Annotated in this window: 2 protein-coding genes; both read right to left on the reverse strand. The window is 74.5% G+C overall.

Going from position 1 to position 16,299, the window contains the following annotated elements; translation table 11 throughout:
• Positions 1 to 13: 13 nt before the first annotated feature.
• A complete protein-coding gene (locus ACLJQM_RS37700) occupies positions 14 to 1,501 on the reverse strand; it encodes an MFS transporter (protein ID WP_360776941.1) in 1,488 nt (495 codons plus the stop codon).
• Positions 1,498 to 16,257 (reverse strand): non-ribosomal peptide synthase/polyketide synthase, encoded by a 14,760-nt coding sequence (locus ACLJQM_RS37705; protein WP_410635100.1) that lies wholly within the window; start codon positions 16,255 to 16,257, stop codon positions 1,498 to 1,500. The genes ACLJQM_RS37700 and ACLJQM_RS37705 overlap by 4 nt, the downstream gene beginning before the upstream one ends.
• Positions 16,258 to 16,299: the final 42 nt, after the last annotated feature.

The raw sequence follows: 16,299 nt of genomic DNA on the forward strand, positions 1-16,299 counted from the left end.
GGGTTCCTTTCTGTTACGGGTTGGGGGTTTCTTCGAGCTCGCGCAGCTGCGCCACCGCGGGGAAACCGCGGAGGGTGCCGCTGAACGTCGTCAGGAGGGTGACCACCGCGATGGCGGCCGCGCAGGTCAGGACCGCCGCCGGGCCGGGGAGGGCCTCCACCAGCCAGCCGCCCAGTGCCGGGCCGAGCGCCGCCGCTAGGCCGCCCGTCACGCCGAGGACCCCGCCGAGGCGGCCGCGGAGGTGGTCGGGGGTGAACAGGAGCTGGTAGGTGCTGATCGTCGTGTTGGCCGCCGGCGGCAGGAACGCGATCACGGCGAACAGCGCGCCCATCACGTATCCACTGTGGACGAACACCGCGAGCGGGGTCAGCACCGTCAGCGCCCAGAACACCCCGGCGATCAGCACGTACGGGCTGAGCTTGCGGTGCAGGTACGGCGCCGCCAGCGCGCCGAGGATCCCGCCCGCGCCGAGCATCGCCGCCATCACGCCGATTTCGCCGGACGGCACGCCGCGCTCGTTCGCCAGCACGATGATCACCAGGTAGTAGGCGGAGAAGAACAGGTTCAGGCTCACCACGCAGAAGACCGTGACGCGCAGCCGCGGCTGCTGCCACACCCACCGCAGCCCTTCGAGGATCTCCCGCCCCAGGTGCGCGGGCGCCCGCTCGGCCGGCGCGGGACGGCCCGGCAGCCGCACGAACACCAGCGACACGAACGCGAACACGTGCGCGACCACGTCGAAGGCGAACGGCACCAGCCGCCCCACGGCGAACAGGAACCCGCCGAGCGCGGTGCCCGACAGCTGCCCGGCACTGGTCCGCGCCGCGTTCATCGCGACCGCGGCCGGCACCTGTTCGTCGGCCACCAGCCGCGGCAGGCTCGCCTCTTCCGCCGGTTCGAACAGCGCACGGCACACGCCCATCACAACGGCGACGACGACCAGCAGCCCCACGCCGGCCCCGCCCCACCAGAGAGCGAGCACGAGCCCCGCGGCCGCAACGGCTTGCACCGCTTCACACGCGAGCATGACCAGCTTGCGCGGCCACCGATCGACCAGCGCCCCGGCGGGCAGGCCCGCGACGAGCTGCGCGATCGCGACCGCACCGACGACGAGACCTGATTGCGCGGCGGAGCCGGTCAGCGCCAGCACGAGCAGGGGGAACGCGATCATGGTGGTGCTGAACCCGGCTTCGGAGACGACCTGCCCGGTCCAGAGCAGCCGGTAGTCCCGGTTCCCCCCGAGCCGGACGGGGACCGACGACCGGCCACGATCGCCCGCACCTCGGGCGCCGGCGGTCGCGCCACCACCGGCGCCCGCGGTGCGGCCGCTGTCCCCGAGGCGAGGCTGGGTCGGCGGGCGGCCGCGATCGCCAGCGGCGCGGTCAGGTGCGACACCGGAACCGCTGCCGTCGCTGCTGTGGCCGCGAGCAGCGCCGCCGGTTGGCGCGGCCGGGTCGGTGCCGTCCGCAGCCTGGCCCGGCAAGTGGTCGCCGCGGGTCACGGGCGGTCTCCTCGGCAGTCGGCCGCGATGGCTCGCAGTGCGGCGGCGAAGTCGGTCGCCACCGCCGTCACCGTCGCCCGCTCGTGCAGGTCCGGGCGGTAGAACCACGAGAACTCCAGCCGCCCGTCCCGCACGCCGCCGACCACCTCCAGCACGTGCGGTGGCCGGTTCGCCGGGTCCTGCTCGCGGCCGATCGGCGGGTGGGCGCGCAGGTACAACCCGTCCCCCTCCCCCGCGTGGTCGCCCTGCCCCAGGTAGTTGAACGCCACCTCCGGGGTCCGCGCGCCGAGCGAAGGGTCGCGATAGCACCGCAACGCCCCGAACCCGAACCCGTTGCCCGGCACCGCCCGCAGCTGCCGCCGGACCGCCTTCACGAGGTCACGCCACCCCGCCGCCGGGTCCACCGTCAGCGCCACCGGGAACAGCGTCGTGAACCAGCCGACGGTCCGCGACAGGTCCGCGCCCTCGAGGATTTCCTCGCGCCCGTGCCCCTCCAGGTCGACCGACACGGCCGGCTCGCCCGTCCAGCGGGTGAGCGCGCGGGCCAGCGCCGCGAGCAGGACGTCGTTGATGCGCGTCCGGTACGCACCGGGCGCCAAGTGCAGCAACGCATCCGTCGCCCGCTCGTCGATGCCGACCGTCACCAGATCCGGTGCGCCCGGTGGAGACGCGGTCCGGTCTCGGGGGATCGCGCAGCCCGGCAGGTCACGTGCCCAGTGCTCGCGTTCGCCGTCGAGGCCACCGGCCTCGGTGAACTCCCGCAGCCGGTGCGCCCAGTCGCGGAACGACGTCGTCTTCGGGCCGAGGTCGGCCTTCTCCCCCGCCTGGATCTGCCGGTACGCCCGCTCCAGGTCCTCCAGCAGGATGCCCCACGACACCGCGTCGACGACGAGGTGGTGCGCGGCCAGGAACAGCCGCGGATCGTCGTCGTCGGACAGCAGCGCGCGCAGCTGGGGCGGGTGCGCGAGGTCGAAGCTCGCCTGCGCCTCGTCGGCGGCCCGCTCGAGGTCCGCCGCGGGGACCACGCGCAGCGCGGCTCCCGCCTCCACCGGCGCGTTGTGCTGCGTCCAGCCGTCGGCGGTCCGCTCGAAGCGCAACCGCAGAGCGTCGTGGTGCGCGATCACCTCGTCGAGCGCCTGCCGCAACGCTTCCTCGTCCACCGGGCCGGCCAGCTCCACGAGCACGGACTGGTTGAAGTGCGCCGGGTTCGCCGGCTCCGAGGCGAAGAACCACTGCTGGATCGGCGTCAGCGGGACGTCGCCGACGACGGCCACCCGCTCCTCGACCGCGTCCTCGGCCGCGTGCACGACCGTGGCCAGCTCGGCGACCGTCTGGTGGGTGAACAGGTCCTTCGACCGCATCGCCAGCCCGGCCTGCCGCGTCCGGTGCACGACCTGGATGGCGAGGATCGAATCCCCGCCGAGCTCGAAGAAGTTGTCCGTGACGCCGACCCGGGGCAGGCCGAGCACCGCCGACCACACCCCCGCGAGCGTCGACTCGACGTCCGTGCGCGGGGCCACGAACTCCGCGGTCGGCACCGCCGTGAGGTCCGGCTCCGGCAGCGCCGCGCGGTCGACCTTCCCGTTCGCCGTCACCGGCACGGCGTCGAGCGGCACGAACACCGACGGCACCAGGTAGTCCGGCAGCGAATCGCCCAGGTGCGTGCGCAACTCGGCCACCTCGCCGACGACGTAGGCGACGAGCCGCTTGTGCCCGTCGAACTCCCGGGCGACCACGACGGCTTCCCGCACGTCCGGATGCCGCCGCAGCGCCGCCTCGATCTCGCCGAGCTCCACCCTGAACCCGCGGATCTTGACCTGCTCGTCGACGCGCCCGGCGAACCACAGCTCCCCGGCGGCCGTCCAGCGGACGACGTCGCCGGTCCGGTACATCCGGGACCCCGGCTCGCCGAAGGGGTTCGCGACGAACCGGTCCGCGGTCAGGCCCGGCCGGTCCAGGTAGCCCCGCGCCAGGCCGGCCCCGCTGACGTACAGCTCGCCGGGCGTCCCGATCGGCACCGGCCGCAGCGCCGCGTCCAGGACGTGCACCGCGGTGTTCGCGATCGGCCGCCCGATCGGCGGGGTGCCGCCCGGTTCGAGCGGCCCGCTCCACGAGGTGACGACGGTGGCCTCGGTCGGGCCGTACGCGTTGATCATCCGGCGGCCCGGCGCCCACCGCGCCACCAGCTCGGCCGGGCACGCGTCGCCGCCGACGAGCAGCGTGCGGAAGTCCGGCAGGGCCACGTCGGGCACGGTCGCCAGCGCGACCGGCGGGATCAGCGCGTGCGTGATCCCCCGCTGCCGCAGGACATCCGCCAGCTGGTCGCCGAGCAACGGGCCCTCCGGCGGCACGACCAGCGCCGCCCCGGCGGGCAGCGAGAGGCACAGCTCCAGGATCGACGCGTCGAAGCTCGGCGAGCTGAACGCGAGCACCCGGTCCCCGGCGCGCACGTCGCAGTGCTCGATCTCGGCGGCGGAGAACGACGCCAGCCCGCGGTGGGTGACGACGACGCCCTTGGGCCGCCCGGTCGAGCCGGACGTGTAGATCACGTACGCCGGTGAATCGGGGTCGGCCGGCCGGCCGAGGTTCGTGTCCGGGTAGCCCGGCACGTCGAGCCCGGCGTCGACCACGAAGACCGGGCGGGCGTCCTCGAGCATGAACCGGATCCGCTCGGCCGGGTAGCCGGGATCGACCGGCAGGAACGCGGCCCCCGTCTTCGCCACGGCGAGTTCGGTCACGACCAGCGCGACCGACCGCGGCAGCCGCACGGCGACGACCCGCTCCGGGCCCGCGCCGCGCTCGGCGAGCAGCCGGGCCAGCCGGTTCGCCCGCGCGTTCAGCTCCGCGAAGGTCACCGCCTCGTCTTCCGACACCAGCGCGGCCGCGTCCGGCGTGCGGTCCGCCTGCGCCTCGACCAGCTCCGCCAGCGACGCCGGCGGGACCGCCCGCGCGGTGTCGTTCCAGGCGCGCAACCGGTCCGCTTCGGCCGCGGGCAGCGGCGCGAGCGTCGCCATCGGGCGGTCCGGTTCGGCGACGAGCGCGGTCAGCAGCGTCCGCAGGCGGGCCACCAGCCGGTCGATGGTCGCCGCTTCGAACAGGCCGGTGTTGTAGTTGACCGCGCCGGTCAGCGCACCGCCGTCGTCCTCGAACTGCACGAGCAGGTCGAACGGCGCCGACACCGCCGGCAGCGCGACCTCGCCCGCGACGAGCGTGCCGCCGCCGGGCCGGTCACCGGTGTTCTGCAGCACGACCATCGCCTGGAACAGCGGGGTCCGGCTCGGGTCGCGGACCGGCTGCACCGCGTCCACCACCTGCTCGAACGGCACGTCCTGGTGTGCGAACGCGTCCAGCACGGTCTCGCGCACCCCGGCCACGAACTCCCGGAAGGTGCGGCGGGTGTCCACTGTGGAGCGCAGGGTCAGCGTCCCGACGAAGAACCCGACGAGCCGCTCCAGTTCGGCGCGGTCCCGCCCGGCCGTGACCGTGCCGACGGCGACGTCGTCCTGCCCGGCCCACTGGGCCAGCAGCACCTGGCAGGCGGCCACGAGCGTCATGAACAGCGTGCCGCCCTGGGCACTCGCCAGCTCACGCAGTTTCGCGGCGACGCCGGCCGGGACGTCGAAGCCGAGCCACTCCCCTTCCGTGGTGCGCACGGCCGGGCGCGGCCGGTCGGTGGGCAGCTCCAGCGGGGCGAGCCCGGCCAGCCGGTCCCGCCAGAAGCCCAGCTGCTCGGCCGGCTCGGGCCGGTCGCGGTGCCAGGCCGCGAAGTCCGCGTACTGCACCGGCAACGGCGGCAGGTCCGGCTCGTCGCCGCGGAGGTGGGCCGCGTAGCAGGTGTCGAGCTCGGTGGCCAGCACCCCGGCCGACCAGCCGTCGGTGACGATGTGGTGCATCGCCAGCAGGAGCACGTGCTCGCCGGGCGACCGCCGGAACAGCCGTGCCCGCAGCACCGGGCCGGTGCGCAGGTCGAACGGCCGCAGGGCTTCCCGCGCGAGCGCGTCCTCGTCGAACTCCTCGACGGGCAGGTCGACCGCGTACGGCTCCCCCACGTACTGGACGCCGCGGCCGTCGACCGCGCCGAACGTCGTGCGCAGCGACTCGTGCCGCGCGACCAGCGTGTCCAGCGCCCGCCGCAGCGCCTCGACGTCGAGGTCGCCGCGCAGCAGCAACGCCGTGGGCGACAGGTACTCGGTGCCGCCGGGTTCGAACTCGTCGAGGAACCACAACCGCTGCTGGGCGAAGGAAAGCGGCAGGGCGCCGTCGCGGGCGACGACCGGGATCGGCTCGACCGCGGACGGCCCGGCCGGCAGCGCGGCGGCGAACCCGCCCAGCGTCGGCGCGGTGAACAGCACGCGCGGCGAGACCTCGACGCCGAGTTCGGCGCGCACCCGCGAGGTGATCTTCATGCTGAGCAGGGAGTCGCCGCCCAGCTCGAAGAAGCTGTCGGTGACGCCCACCCGGTCGAGGCCGAGCACGCCGGCCCAGATCGCGGCCAGCCGCCGTTCGGTTTCCGTCCGCGGGGCCACGAACTCCCTCGTCGCGTCGAGGCCGGGCGCGGGCAGCGCGCGGCGGTCGACCTTGCCGTTGCGGGTCAGCGGCAACGCGTCCAGTGACACGTACGCCGTCGGCACGAGGTGGCCGGGCAGCCGGTCGCGCAGCCAGTCGCGCAGGCCGCCGGTCTCGCCGACGACGTAGGCGACGAGCCGGCCGTCGCGGGCGGCCACGGTGGTGTCGGCGACCGCCGGGTGCCGGCGCAGGACCGCTTCGACCTCGCCGGGTTCGACGCGGAAGCCGCGGATCTTGACCTGGTCGTCGACGCGGCCGAGGTAGTCGAGCCGGCCGTCGCCGGTCCAGCGGACGCGGTCGCCGGTGCGGTACATCCGGCCCCCGGGCGGGCCGAAGGGATCGGCCACGAACCGGTCCGCGGTCAGCCCCGGGCGGCCGAGGTAGCCGCGGGCGAGCTGGGGCCCGGCGAGGAACAGCTCCCCCGGCACCCCCGCGGGCACCGGTTCGCCGTCGGCGTCGAGCACGTACGCGGCCAGGTTCGGCAGCGGCCGCCCGATCAGCGGCCGGTCCCCGGTCACCGGCTCGTGCACGGCGTCGACGGTCACTTCGGTCGGGCCGTAGTAGTTGAGGCAGGTCACGCCGGACGCGGCCAGCTCCCGCCAGAGCGCCTCGCCGGTCGCCTCGCCGCCGACCATCACCGTGCCCGGCCGGTGGTCCCCGGTCAGCAGCCCGGCGTCCACGAGCTGGCGCAGGTAGGCCGGGGTGAGGTCGAGCAGGTCGATCCGGTGCCCGTGCAGGTAGCGGACGGCGGCCGCCGGGTCGAGCCGGGTGTCGTCGTCGAGCACGTGCAGCTCGTGCCCGTCGGCCAGCGCCAGCAGCCCTTCCCACGAGGTGTCGAAGGACAGGGACGCGGTGAGCGCGAACCGCTGCCGCGACCGGCCGAAGAAGCCACCGCGGTGGGCGGCCAGGAGGTTCACCAGTGCGCGGTGCTCGACCACGACGCCCTTGGGCGTGCCGGTCGAGCCGGAGGTGTAGATGACGTACGCGGCCGTGTCGGCGCTCGCCCGCCCCGGTGCCGGCGGGAGTGCCGGGACTGCAGGGTCAACGGGGCGGCCGAGGACGACCGCCGGGCGCGCGTCTTCGAGCAGGAACCGCACGCGTTCTTCGGGCAGGTCCGGGTCGATCGGCAGGTACACCGCGCCCGCCTTGAAGATCGCCAGCACGGCGATGACGGCGTCGGCCGAGCGCGGCAGTGCGACCGCGACCACCCGCTCCGGCCCCGCTCCCCGGGCGACCAGCTCCCGCGCCAGGCGGGTGGCTCGCGCGTCGACCTCGGCGAAGTCCAGGACGGTGTCGCGGAAGACGAGCGCGGTCTCGTGCGGGACGCGGGCGGCGGTCGCCTCGAAGACGTCGAGGATCGTGCCCTCGGGAACCTCCCGCGGCTCACCACGGCCCCACGTCAGCAGGTCGTGCCGCTCGGCGGCGGTCAGCGACGACAGCGCGCCGAGCCGGCCTTCCGGGTCGGCGGCGAAGGCGCGGACGAGCCCGGCGAGCTGCCCGGCCAGCCGCCGCGCGGTGGCCTCGTCGAACAACCGGGGGTCGTAGGACAGTTCCAGGCCCAGCCGGTCGTGCAGGTACGCGGTCAGGTTCAGCGGGAAGCTCGTGGTGTCGAGGGAATCGACGTCGACCACGCGGACGCCGTCCTGCCCGCTGTCCTCGATCGGGTAGTTCTCGAACACCACGACGCTGTCGAACAGCGCGGTGCCCGCCGGGACCCCGGTGAACGCCTGCACCTGGGACAGCGCCAGGAAGTCGTGGCGGCGGGCCTCGGCCTGCGCCGCCTGCAGCTCGCGCAGCCACCCGGCCACCGGCTGTCCACTTCGGACTTCCACGCGGGTCGGCACGGTGTTGATGAACATGCCGATCATCGCCTCGACACCCGGCAGGTTCTCCGGGCGGCCGGACACGGTGGTGCCGAACAGGACGTCGGATTCCCCGGCGTAGCGGGCCAGCAGGACCGCCCACGCGCCTTGCACGACGGTGTTCACGGTCAGCGCGGCGGCCTTCGCCGCGGCGTGCACGCCGGCCGACTCCTCCGGGGTGAGCTCGACGAGCACCGCGTCCGCGGACTCGGCGCGGTGAGCTTCGAGCGGGCGCCGGTCGTACGGCAGCGGCGTCGGCGTGGTGAACCCGGCGAGTGCTTCACGCCAGTGGTCTTCGGCCTCACGGCGGTCCTGCTCGGCGAGCCAGCCGAGGTAGTCGCGGAACGGACGGCGGGGCACCAGCCGCGCGGCCCGGCCGTCGGCGATCGCCGCGTACTGCTCGACGACCTCGCCGAACACCTGCGCGGTGCTCCAGCCGTCGAGCAGGACGTGGTGCGAGGTCCACAGCAGCTGGACCTCGTCGTCGGTGAGCCGGGCGATGGCCAGGCGCATCAGCGGCGGCGCGGTCAGGTCCATGCCCGCGGCCAGGTCGGCGGCCAGCAGGTCCGCCAGCCCGGTCTCCAGCTCGGCCGGGGTGCGGCCGCGCCAGTCGTGGTGCGTGACCGGCACGCGCACGTCGCGGTGGACGCGCTGGAGCGGTTCCTCGACGCCGTCCCACACGGTGCTGGTGCGCAGGATCGGCGTGCGGTCGACGACCCGCTGCCACGCCTCGGCGAGCGCGGCCGGGTCGCCGACGCCCGCCAGCCGCAGCCGGAACTGGTCGAAGTAGGCGTTCGAGCCCTGGTCGACCAGGCTGTGGAACAGCATGCCGGCCTGCAGCGGGGTGAGCGGGTAGATGTCCTCGACGTCGCGGCCGTCGCCCGCCAAGCGGTCGACACCGGCCTGGTCGAGCCGGGCCAGCGGGAAGTCCGACGGCGTGCGCCCGCCCGCCTCGGCGCAGTGGCCGATGATGCCGCGCAGGGCGTCCAAGGTCTCGTCGGCGAGCGCGCGGACCGTGCTCTCGTCGTGGACTTCGGTCGAGTACTCCCAGGTCAGGTGCAGCTCGCCGCCCTCGACGACGCCGATGACGTCGAGCAGGTAGGGCCGGGTGGCGTCCGGGTCGACGTCGTGCCCGAGGCTCTCGCCCCGGCCGCGGTACCAGCCGTCGTCGTCGCTCCCGACGTCCCAGCGGCCGTGGTAGTTGAACGAGATCCGCGGTGCGGGGTGGTCGCGGAAGCCGGCGTCGCCCAGGTAGCGCAGGGCTTCGTAGCCGGCGCCCTTGTCGGGGACCGCGCGCAGCTGTTCCTTGACGGTCTTGAGGACCTCGCCCCAGTCACTGCCGGGCACGGTGAGGGCCAGCGGGTACTGGGCGGTGAACCAGCCGATCGTGCGGGACAGTTCGTGCGGTGCCGAGATTTCCTCGCGGCCGTGGCCCTCCATCGCGACCAGGACGCGCTCGCGGCCGGTCCAGCGGGCGAGTACGCGGCCGAGCGCGCTCAGCAGGACGTCGTTGACCTCGGTCCGGTACGCCGAGGGCACGTCCTGGAGGAGCGCCGCGGTCTCGGTCCGGCCAAGTGACACCGAGACCGCGCGCCCCGATCGGGTGGTGGCGCGGCCGGACCGGTCGACCGGGAGTTCCGGCGGCGCCTCGCGCAGAGCAGTTTCCCAGTACTCGACCTGGTTGTCGAGGTGTCCCAGTTTCGCGTGCGCGGCCAGGGTGCGGGCCCAGTGCGTGAAGGACGTACCGACCGGTTCCAGTGCTTCGCCGTGGTAGGCGCGGTCGAGGTCCGCGAGCAGGATGCGCCACGAGACGCCGTCCATGACCAGGTGGTGCGCGGTCAGGAACAGCTGCGGCGGGCGGTCGGCGAAGGTGAACAGCACCGCGCGCCACACCGGCCCGGCGACGATGTCGAGCGACGTCTGCGCACGCAGCGCTTCGGCGTGCAGGGCAGCGGGCACGTCGTCCACTTCGGACAGATCGACGTGCCGCAGCACGTCGGCGTCTTCGGTTCCGGCGGGCTCCTGCGTCCAGCCGCCGTCACCGCGGGAGAACCGCATCCGCAGGGCGTCGTGCCGCTCGGCGACGCGGCGCAGCGCGGAAACCAGCGCGGGAACGTCCACGGAGGACAGTACGAGGTGGACGGACATGGTGAGCCGCCACGGTTCGGCCAGGTGCTCGAACAGCCACGACTGGATGGGGCCGAGCGGCGCGGGGCCGCGCGGTTCCTCCGGTGCGGGTGCCACCGGGGCACCCGCGGTGACGACGCGGGCCAGCTCGGCGATGGTCTGGTGCCGGAAGAGGTCTTTCGACGACACCGTCAGCCCGGCCTGCCGGGCCCGGGCGACGACCTGGATGCTGAGGATCGAGTCACCGCCCAGGCCGAAGAAGTTGTCCTCGACGCCGACCCGGTCGACGCCGAGCACCGCCGACCACACGCCGGTGAGCGTCGTCTCGACGTCCGTGCGCGGGGCCACGTACCGGGTTTCGGTGCGCGCACCCGGCTCGGGCAGCGCGCGCTGGTCGAGCTTGCCGTTGGCGTTGAGCGGCAGCTTCTCCAGCGGCACGAACACCGCCGGGACCATGTGCGCGGGCAACGACCGCGCGAGGAACTCCCGCAACGCCGTCGTGCCGGGGACGGCGCCGGTGAGGTAGGCGACGAGCCGGCGCGCGTCGCCGGTGCCGTGGGCGAGCACGGCCGCCCCGGTGACGTCGGGGTGCGCGCTCAGCGCCGCCTCGACCTCGCCGAGTTCGATGCGGAAGCCGCGGATCTTCACCTGCTGGTCGGCGCGGCCGCGGTAGTCCAGCTCGCCGCCGCCGGTCCAGCGCAGCAGGTCGCCGGTGCGGTACATCCGCGTGCCGGGCGCGCCGAACGGGTCGGCGAGGAACCGGGACGCCGTCAGGCCCGCCCGGTTCAGGTAGCCGCGGGCCAGGCCCGCGCCGGCGACGTACAGCTCGCCGGTGACGCCGGGCGGGACCGGCCCGAGATCGGCGTCGAGGACGTACGCGCGCAGGTCCGGGATCGGCACGCCGGCGGTGGCCGGACCGTGCTCGTCGAGCACCCGGTGGGTGACGTGCACGGTGGTTTCGGTGATGCCGTACATGTTCACCAGCCGCGGGCCGCCGGGGTGCCGCCGCCGCCAGTCGGCGAGCCGGGACGCGTCCAGCGCTTCGCCGCCGAAGACCACGTACCGCAGGCTCAGCGGCGGGGACGGCAGCGTGCCCAGCCGGTAGAACGCCGAGGGCGTCTGGTTGAGCACGGTCACCCGCTGCTCGGCCAGCAGCGCGAGGAAGTCCTCGGGCGAGCGGACGGTGTCGGCGGGCACGACGACGAGCCGGCCGCCGTGCAGCAGCGCGCCCCACAGCTCCCACACCGAGAAGTCGAAGGCGTAGGAGTGGAACAGCGTCCAGACGTCCCGCTCGCCGAACCCGAACCAGTGCGCGGTCGAGGAGAACAGGCGCGTGACGTTGGCGTGCGGGACGAGCACGCCCTTGGGCACGCCGGTCGAGCCCGAGGTGTAGATGACGTAGGCGGTGTTGCCGGGGTCGACGCGCACCCCGGGATCGGTGTCGGGCCGCCCGTCGGCGGCGACGCTGTCGACGACGCACACCGGGTTCGCGTCGGCCAGCATCGCCTCGATCCGCGCCGCCGGGTAGGCGGGGTCGATCGGCAGGTAGCCGGCACCGGCCTTGAGCACGGCGAGCACCGCCACCACGAGGTCGGCCGAGCGCAGCAACCGCAGCGCGACCAGCCGCTCCGGCCCGGCCCCCTCGGCGATCAGCCGGTGGGCGAGGCGGTTCGCGCGCCGGTCCAGCTCGCGGTACGTCAGCTCGGTGCGCCCGCTGGTCACCGCGACGGCGTCCGGCGTGCGGGCGGCCTGCGCGGCGAACAGCTCCGGCAACGTCGGTTCCGCGGCGGCGACCGCGGCCGGGTTCCACCGCGTCAGGACGAGCTCGCGGTCGGCGGCGGTGGTCCAGGGCAGCCGGGCGAGCGGGCGGTCCGGGGTCGCGGCGATGCCGTCGAGGAGGGTGTGCAACCAGCCGGTCAGCCGCTCGATCGTGGCCGCGTCGAAGAGGTCGGTGTTGTAGTTGACGACGCCGTCGAGCCGGCCGGCCGTCTCCTGGAAGTGGACCATCAGGTCGAAGCCCGCGGTGACGACCGGCGGCGCCAGCTCCTCGACGTCGAGCCCGGGCATGGCCGGCCGCGCGTCGGGGGTGTTGTGCAGCACGACCATCGCCTGGCACAGCGGGGTGCGGCTGGTGTCGCGGTCGGGTTGCAGGTCGTCGACGACGCGGTCGAACGGGACGTCCTGGTGGGCGAACGCGTCGAGCACGGTGTCGCGGACGCCGCCGAGGAACTCGCCGAAGCCGGCCTTCAGGTCCACAGTGGACCGCAGGACGAGGGTGTTGACGAAGAACCCGACCAGGCCTTCGAGTTCGGTGCGCTCGCGGCCGGAGACGACGGTGCCGACCGCGATGTCGCGCTGCCCGGACCAGCGGGCGAACAGGAGCTGGCAGGCGGCGAGCAGCGTCATGAAGAGGGTGCCGCCGTGGCGGCGGGACAGCTCCTGCAGGCGCGCGGTGGTCCCGGCCGGGATGCTGAACTCGTGCAGGGAACCGTTCTTCGTGCGGACCGCCGGGCGCGGCCGGTCGGTGGGCAGGTCCAGCACCGGGACGCCGTCGAGGCGGTGGCGCCAGTAGCTGAGCTGCCCTTCGAGCTCGGAGCCGTCGAGGCGACGGCGCTGCCAGACCGCGTAGTCGGCGTACTGGATCGGCAACGGCGGCAGTTCCTCGTCGCGGTAGAGCGCGGCGAGTTCGGCCAGCAGCACGCCGGCGGACCAGCCGTCGGTGACGATGTGGTGCAGCACCAGGGTCAGCACGTGGTCGTCGGGGGCGAGCCGGGTGAGCGCGACCCGCAGCAGCGGCCCGGTGTGCAGGTCCACCGGCCCGGCCGCGCCGGCCAGCGCGGAGTCCAGGTCCCCGTCGGTCACGGGCACCCGCACGGCGTGCGGCGGGTGGACGATCTGGACGCCGTGGCCGTCGACCGTGGCGAACGTCGTGCGCAGGGATTCGTGCCGGGCCACCAGCGCGGTGAACGCCCGGTCGAGCGCGGCGGTGTCCAGTTCGCCGCGCAGCCTCAGTGCGGTCGGCGAGACGTACTCGGTGCTGCCCGGCTCGAACTCGTCGAGGAACCAGAGCCGTTGCTGCGCGAAGGAAAGCGGCGCTTCGAGGCGGCCGCCGTCGCGCGGCAGGAGCGGGATCCGCTCGGCGGGGATCGCCGCGTGGGGCAGTTCGGCGGCCAGCCGGGCCGGGGTCGGCGCGGTGAAGACCAGCCGGGCCGGGACGTCGGTGCCGAGCGCGTCCCGCAACCGGGCGACCACGCGGATACCGCGCAGGGAATCCCCGCCCAGGTCGAAGAAGTCGTCGTCGACGCCGACGCGCTCGACGCCCAGGACCTCCGCCCAGACGTCGGCGACGAGCTGCTCCCGCTCGGTGCGCGGGGCGACGTATTCGGTGGCGGCGGCGAGTTCGGGGTCGGGCAGGGCGCGGCGGTCCAGCTTGCCGTGCCGGGTGAGCGGCAGCCGGTCGAGCGGGACGAAGGCCGCCGGGACGAGGTGGGCGGGCAGGGTCCGGCCCAGAGCGGTGCGCAGGCCGTCGGTGGTGCCGACGACGTAGGCCACGAGCCGCCCGCCGCGCGCGTCCACGGCGGCGTCGGCTACGCCGGGTTGCGCCCGGAGCGCCGCTTCGACTTCGCCGGGTTCGATGCGGAAGCCGCGGACCTTGACCTGGTCGTCGAGGCGCCCGAGGTGCTCCAGCTGCCCGTCGGCGGTCCACCGCGCGCGGTCGCCGGTGCGGTAGAGCCTGGTCCCGGGCGCGCCGAAGGGGTCGGCGGTGAACCGGTCCGCGGTCAGCCCCGGGCGGCCGAGGTAGCCGCGCGCGAGCTGGGCACCGGCGAGGCAGAGTTCGCCGGGGACGCCGGGCGGGACGAGCCGGAGGTGCTCGTCGAGGACGTACGCCCGGACGTTGCCGAGCGGCCGCCCGATCACCGGCCGCTCGCCGTCGATCAGCGTGCGGGCGGCGTCCACAGTGGACTCGGTGGGCCCGTAGTAGTTGTGCGCGCGGGTGTCCGCGGCGGCGAGTTCGCGCCAGAGGTCGTCGGCGAGGGCTTCGCCACCGACCATGAGGAACCGCGGCCGGTGCTCGCCGGTGAGCAGGCCGGCCGGGAGCAGCTGGCGCAGGTAGGAGGGGGTGACGTCGAGGAAGTCGACGCGCTCGGCGCGCACGTACCGGGTCAGCGCGGCCGGGTCGAGGCGGGTCTCGTCGTCGATCAGGTGCAGCTCGTGCCCGTCGGCGAGCAGGAGCGGGCCTTCCCAGGAGGTGTCGAAGGACAGCGTCGCGGTGAGGGCGACGCGCAGGGGTTCGCCGCCGAAGACGGTGCGGTGGTCGGCGAGCAGGTTCATCAGCGCCGCGTGTTCGACGACGACGCCCTTGGGGGTCCCGCTCGAGCCGGAGGTGTGGATGACGTAGGCGGCGTCGGCCGGGCGCGGTCTCCGGGAGCACGTGCCTGCCGGGGCGGTGACGTCTTCGAGGACGACGACCGGGTCGGTGTCGGCCAGCAGCACCCGGATCCGTTCCGGCGGCAGGCCGGGGTCGATCGAGAGGTGCACGGCACCGGCCTTGAGCACGGCGAACAGCGCGACGATGGCGTCGGCGGACCGCGGCAGCAGCACGGCGACGACCCGGTCCGGCCCGGCGCCCCGGGCGGCGAGGTCCGCGGCCAAGGCGTCGGTGCGGGCGGCCAGTTCGGCGAAGGTGAGCCGGGTCGCGCCGCAGACGAGCGCGGTCGCGTCGGGGCGGGTGCGGGCGTGGTGGTCGAGCGAGTCGACGACGGTGCCGGCGGGGACGTCGCCGGTGCGGGTCCCCCACTCCAGCAGCCGCCGCTCCTCCGCCCCGGTCATCAGCGGCAGCTCCGCGATCGGCCGGCCGGGGTCCGCCGCGATCGCCGACAGCAGCCGCTCGAGGTGCGTGACGAGCCGGTCGATCGTGGGCGCGTCGAACAGCTCGGTGCTGTACTCCACCAGCCCGGCCAGCCGGCCGCCGGACTCCTCGAACTCCACCGTGAGGTCGAAGTTCGACGAGTCGCGCCCGACGCCGACCGCCTCGACCGCCAGTCCCGGCAGGGAGATCCCGCCGCCGATCGCGGTGTGCAGCAGCACCATCACGTCGAACAGCGGGTTGCGGCCCGGGTCGCGGGTGGTGCCGACCAGTTCGTCGAAGGGCACGTCGTCGTGGGCGAACGCGTCCAGCACAGTCTGCCGTGCCACCCCCAGGTGCGCGGCGAAGGGCCGTTCGGTGTCCACAGTGGAGCGCAGCACGACGGTGTTGACGAAGAACCCGACGACCCGCTCCAGCTCCGGGCGGTCGCGCCCCTGCACGACCGTCCCGAGCGCGATGTCGTCCTGCCCGGACCACCGGGCGAACAGCGCCTGGCTCGCGGCCAGCAGCACGGTGAACAGCGTGGTCTCCGACGTCCGCGCCAGCTCGGCGAGCCGCGCGGAAACGTCGTCCGGCACGGCGAACTCGGTCACCGCACCCGCCGTGCCCTTGGCGGCCGGCCGCGGGTGGTCGGTGGGCAGCTCCAGCGGGACGACGCCGTCGAGCTGCCGCTTCCAGTGCGCCAGCCCGGCCGCCCGTGTCGGGCGTTCGTGCTGCCAAGCCGCGAAGTCCGCGTACTGCACCGCCTGCGCGGGCAGGTCCCCGCCGCGGTAGAGCACGCCGAGGTCCGAGGTGAGCACGCCCATCGACGCACCGTCGGTGGTGATGTGGTGCACGCTCACCAGCAGGACGTGTTCGTCCGTCCCGAGCTTCGCCAGCAGGGCGCGCAGCAGCGGCCCGCGCCCGAGGTCGAACGGCTTCGCGTACTCGGCCCGCAGCACGGCGTCCAGGTCACCGGTGTCGACGTCGACGACGGGCAGCACGACCTCGTACGGCGGCTCGATCCGCTGCACGGGCTCGCCGTCGACCTCCGCGAACGTCGTGCGCAGCGGTTCGTGCCGGGCGACCAGCGCGGTCAGCGCCGTCGCCAGGGCAGCGACGTCGAGCGCCCCGGTCAGGCGCAGGGCGAAGGCGCTGTTGTACTCCGGGTCGTCCGGGCGCAGCCGGCTGAGGAACCACAGCCGGCGCTGGGCGGACGACAGCGGCAAGGGACGGGAACGGTCGGCGGCCGGGATCTCCGGAGTCGCGCCGGCCGTGCCCGCCATCCGCGCCCGCAGCTTCTCCCGCAGGTGGGCGGGAAGTGCCGCGATGCGGTCCTGTCTGGACGAAGTCATGGGGGGTCTCACGCTTCCTGGTCGGAGGCGAGGCTTTCGAGC

Source organism: Amycolatopsis sp. cmx-4-83 (genome assembly GCF_046548815.1).
GTDB classification, from domain to species: Bacteria; Actinomycetota; Actinomycetes; order Mycobacteriales; family Pseudonocardiaceae; genus Amycolatopsis; species Amycolatopsis pretoriensis_A.

Bases quoted from the DNA above. Each gene is read 5' to 3' on its own strand.
- ACLJQM_RS37705 (WP_410635100.1), bottom strand. From the start codon at position 16,257: ATGACTTCGTCCAGACAGGACCGCATCGCGGCACTTCCCGCCCACCTG.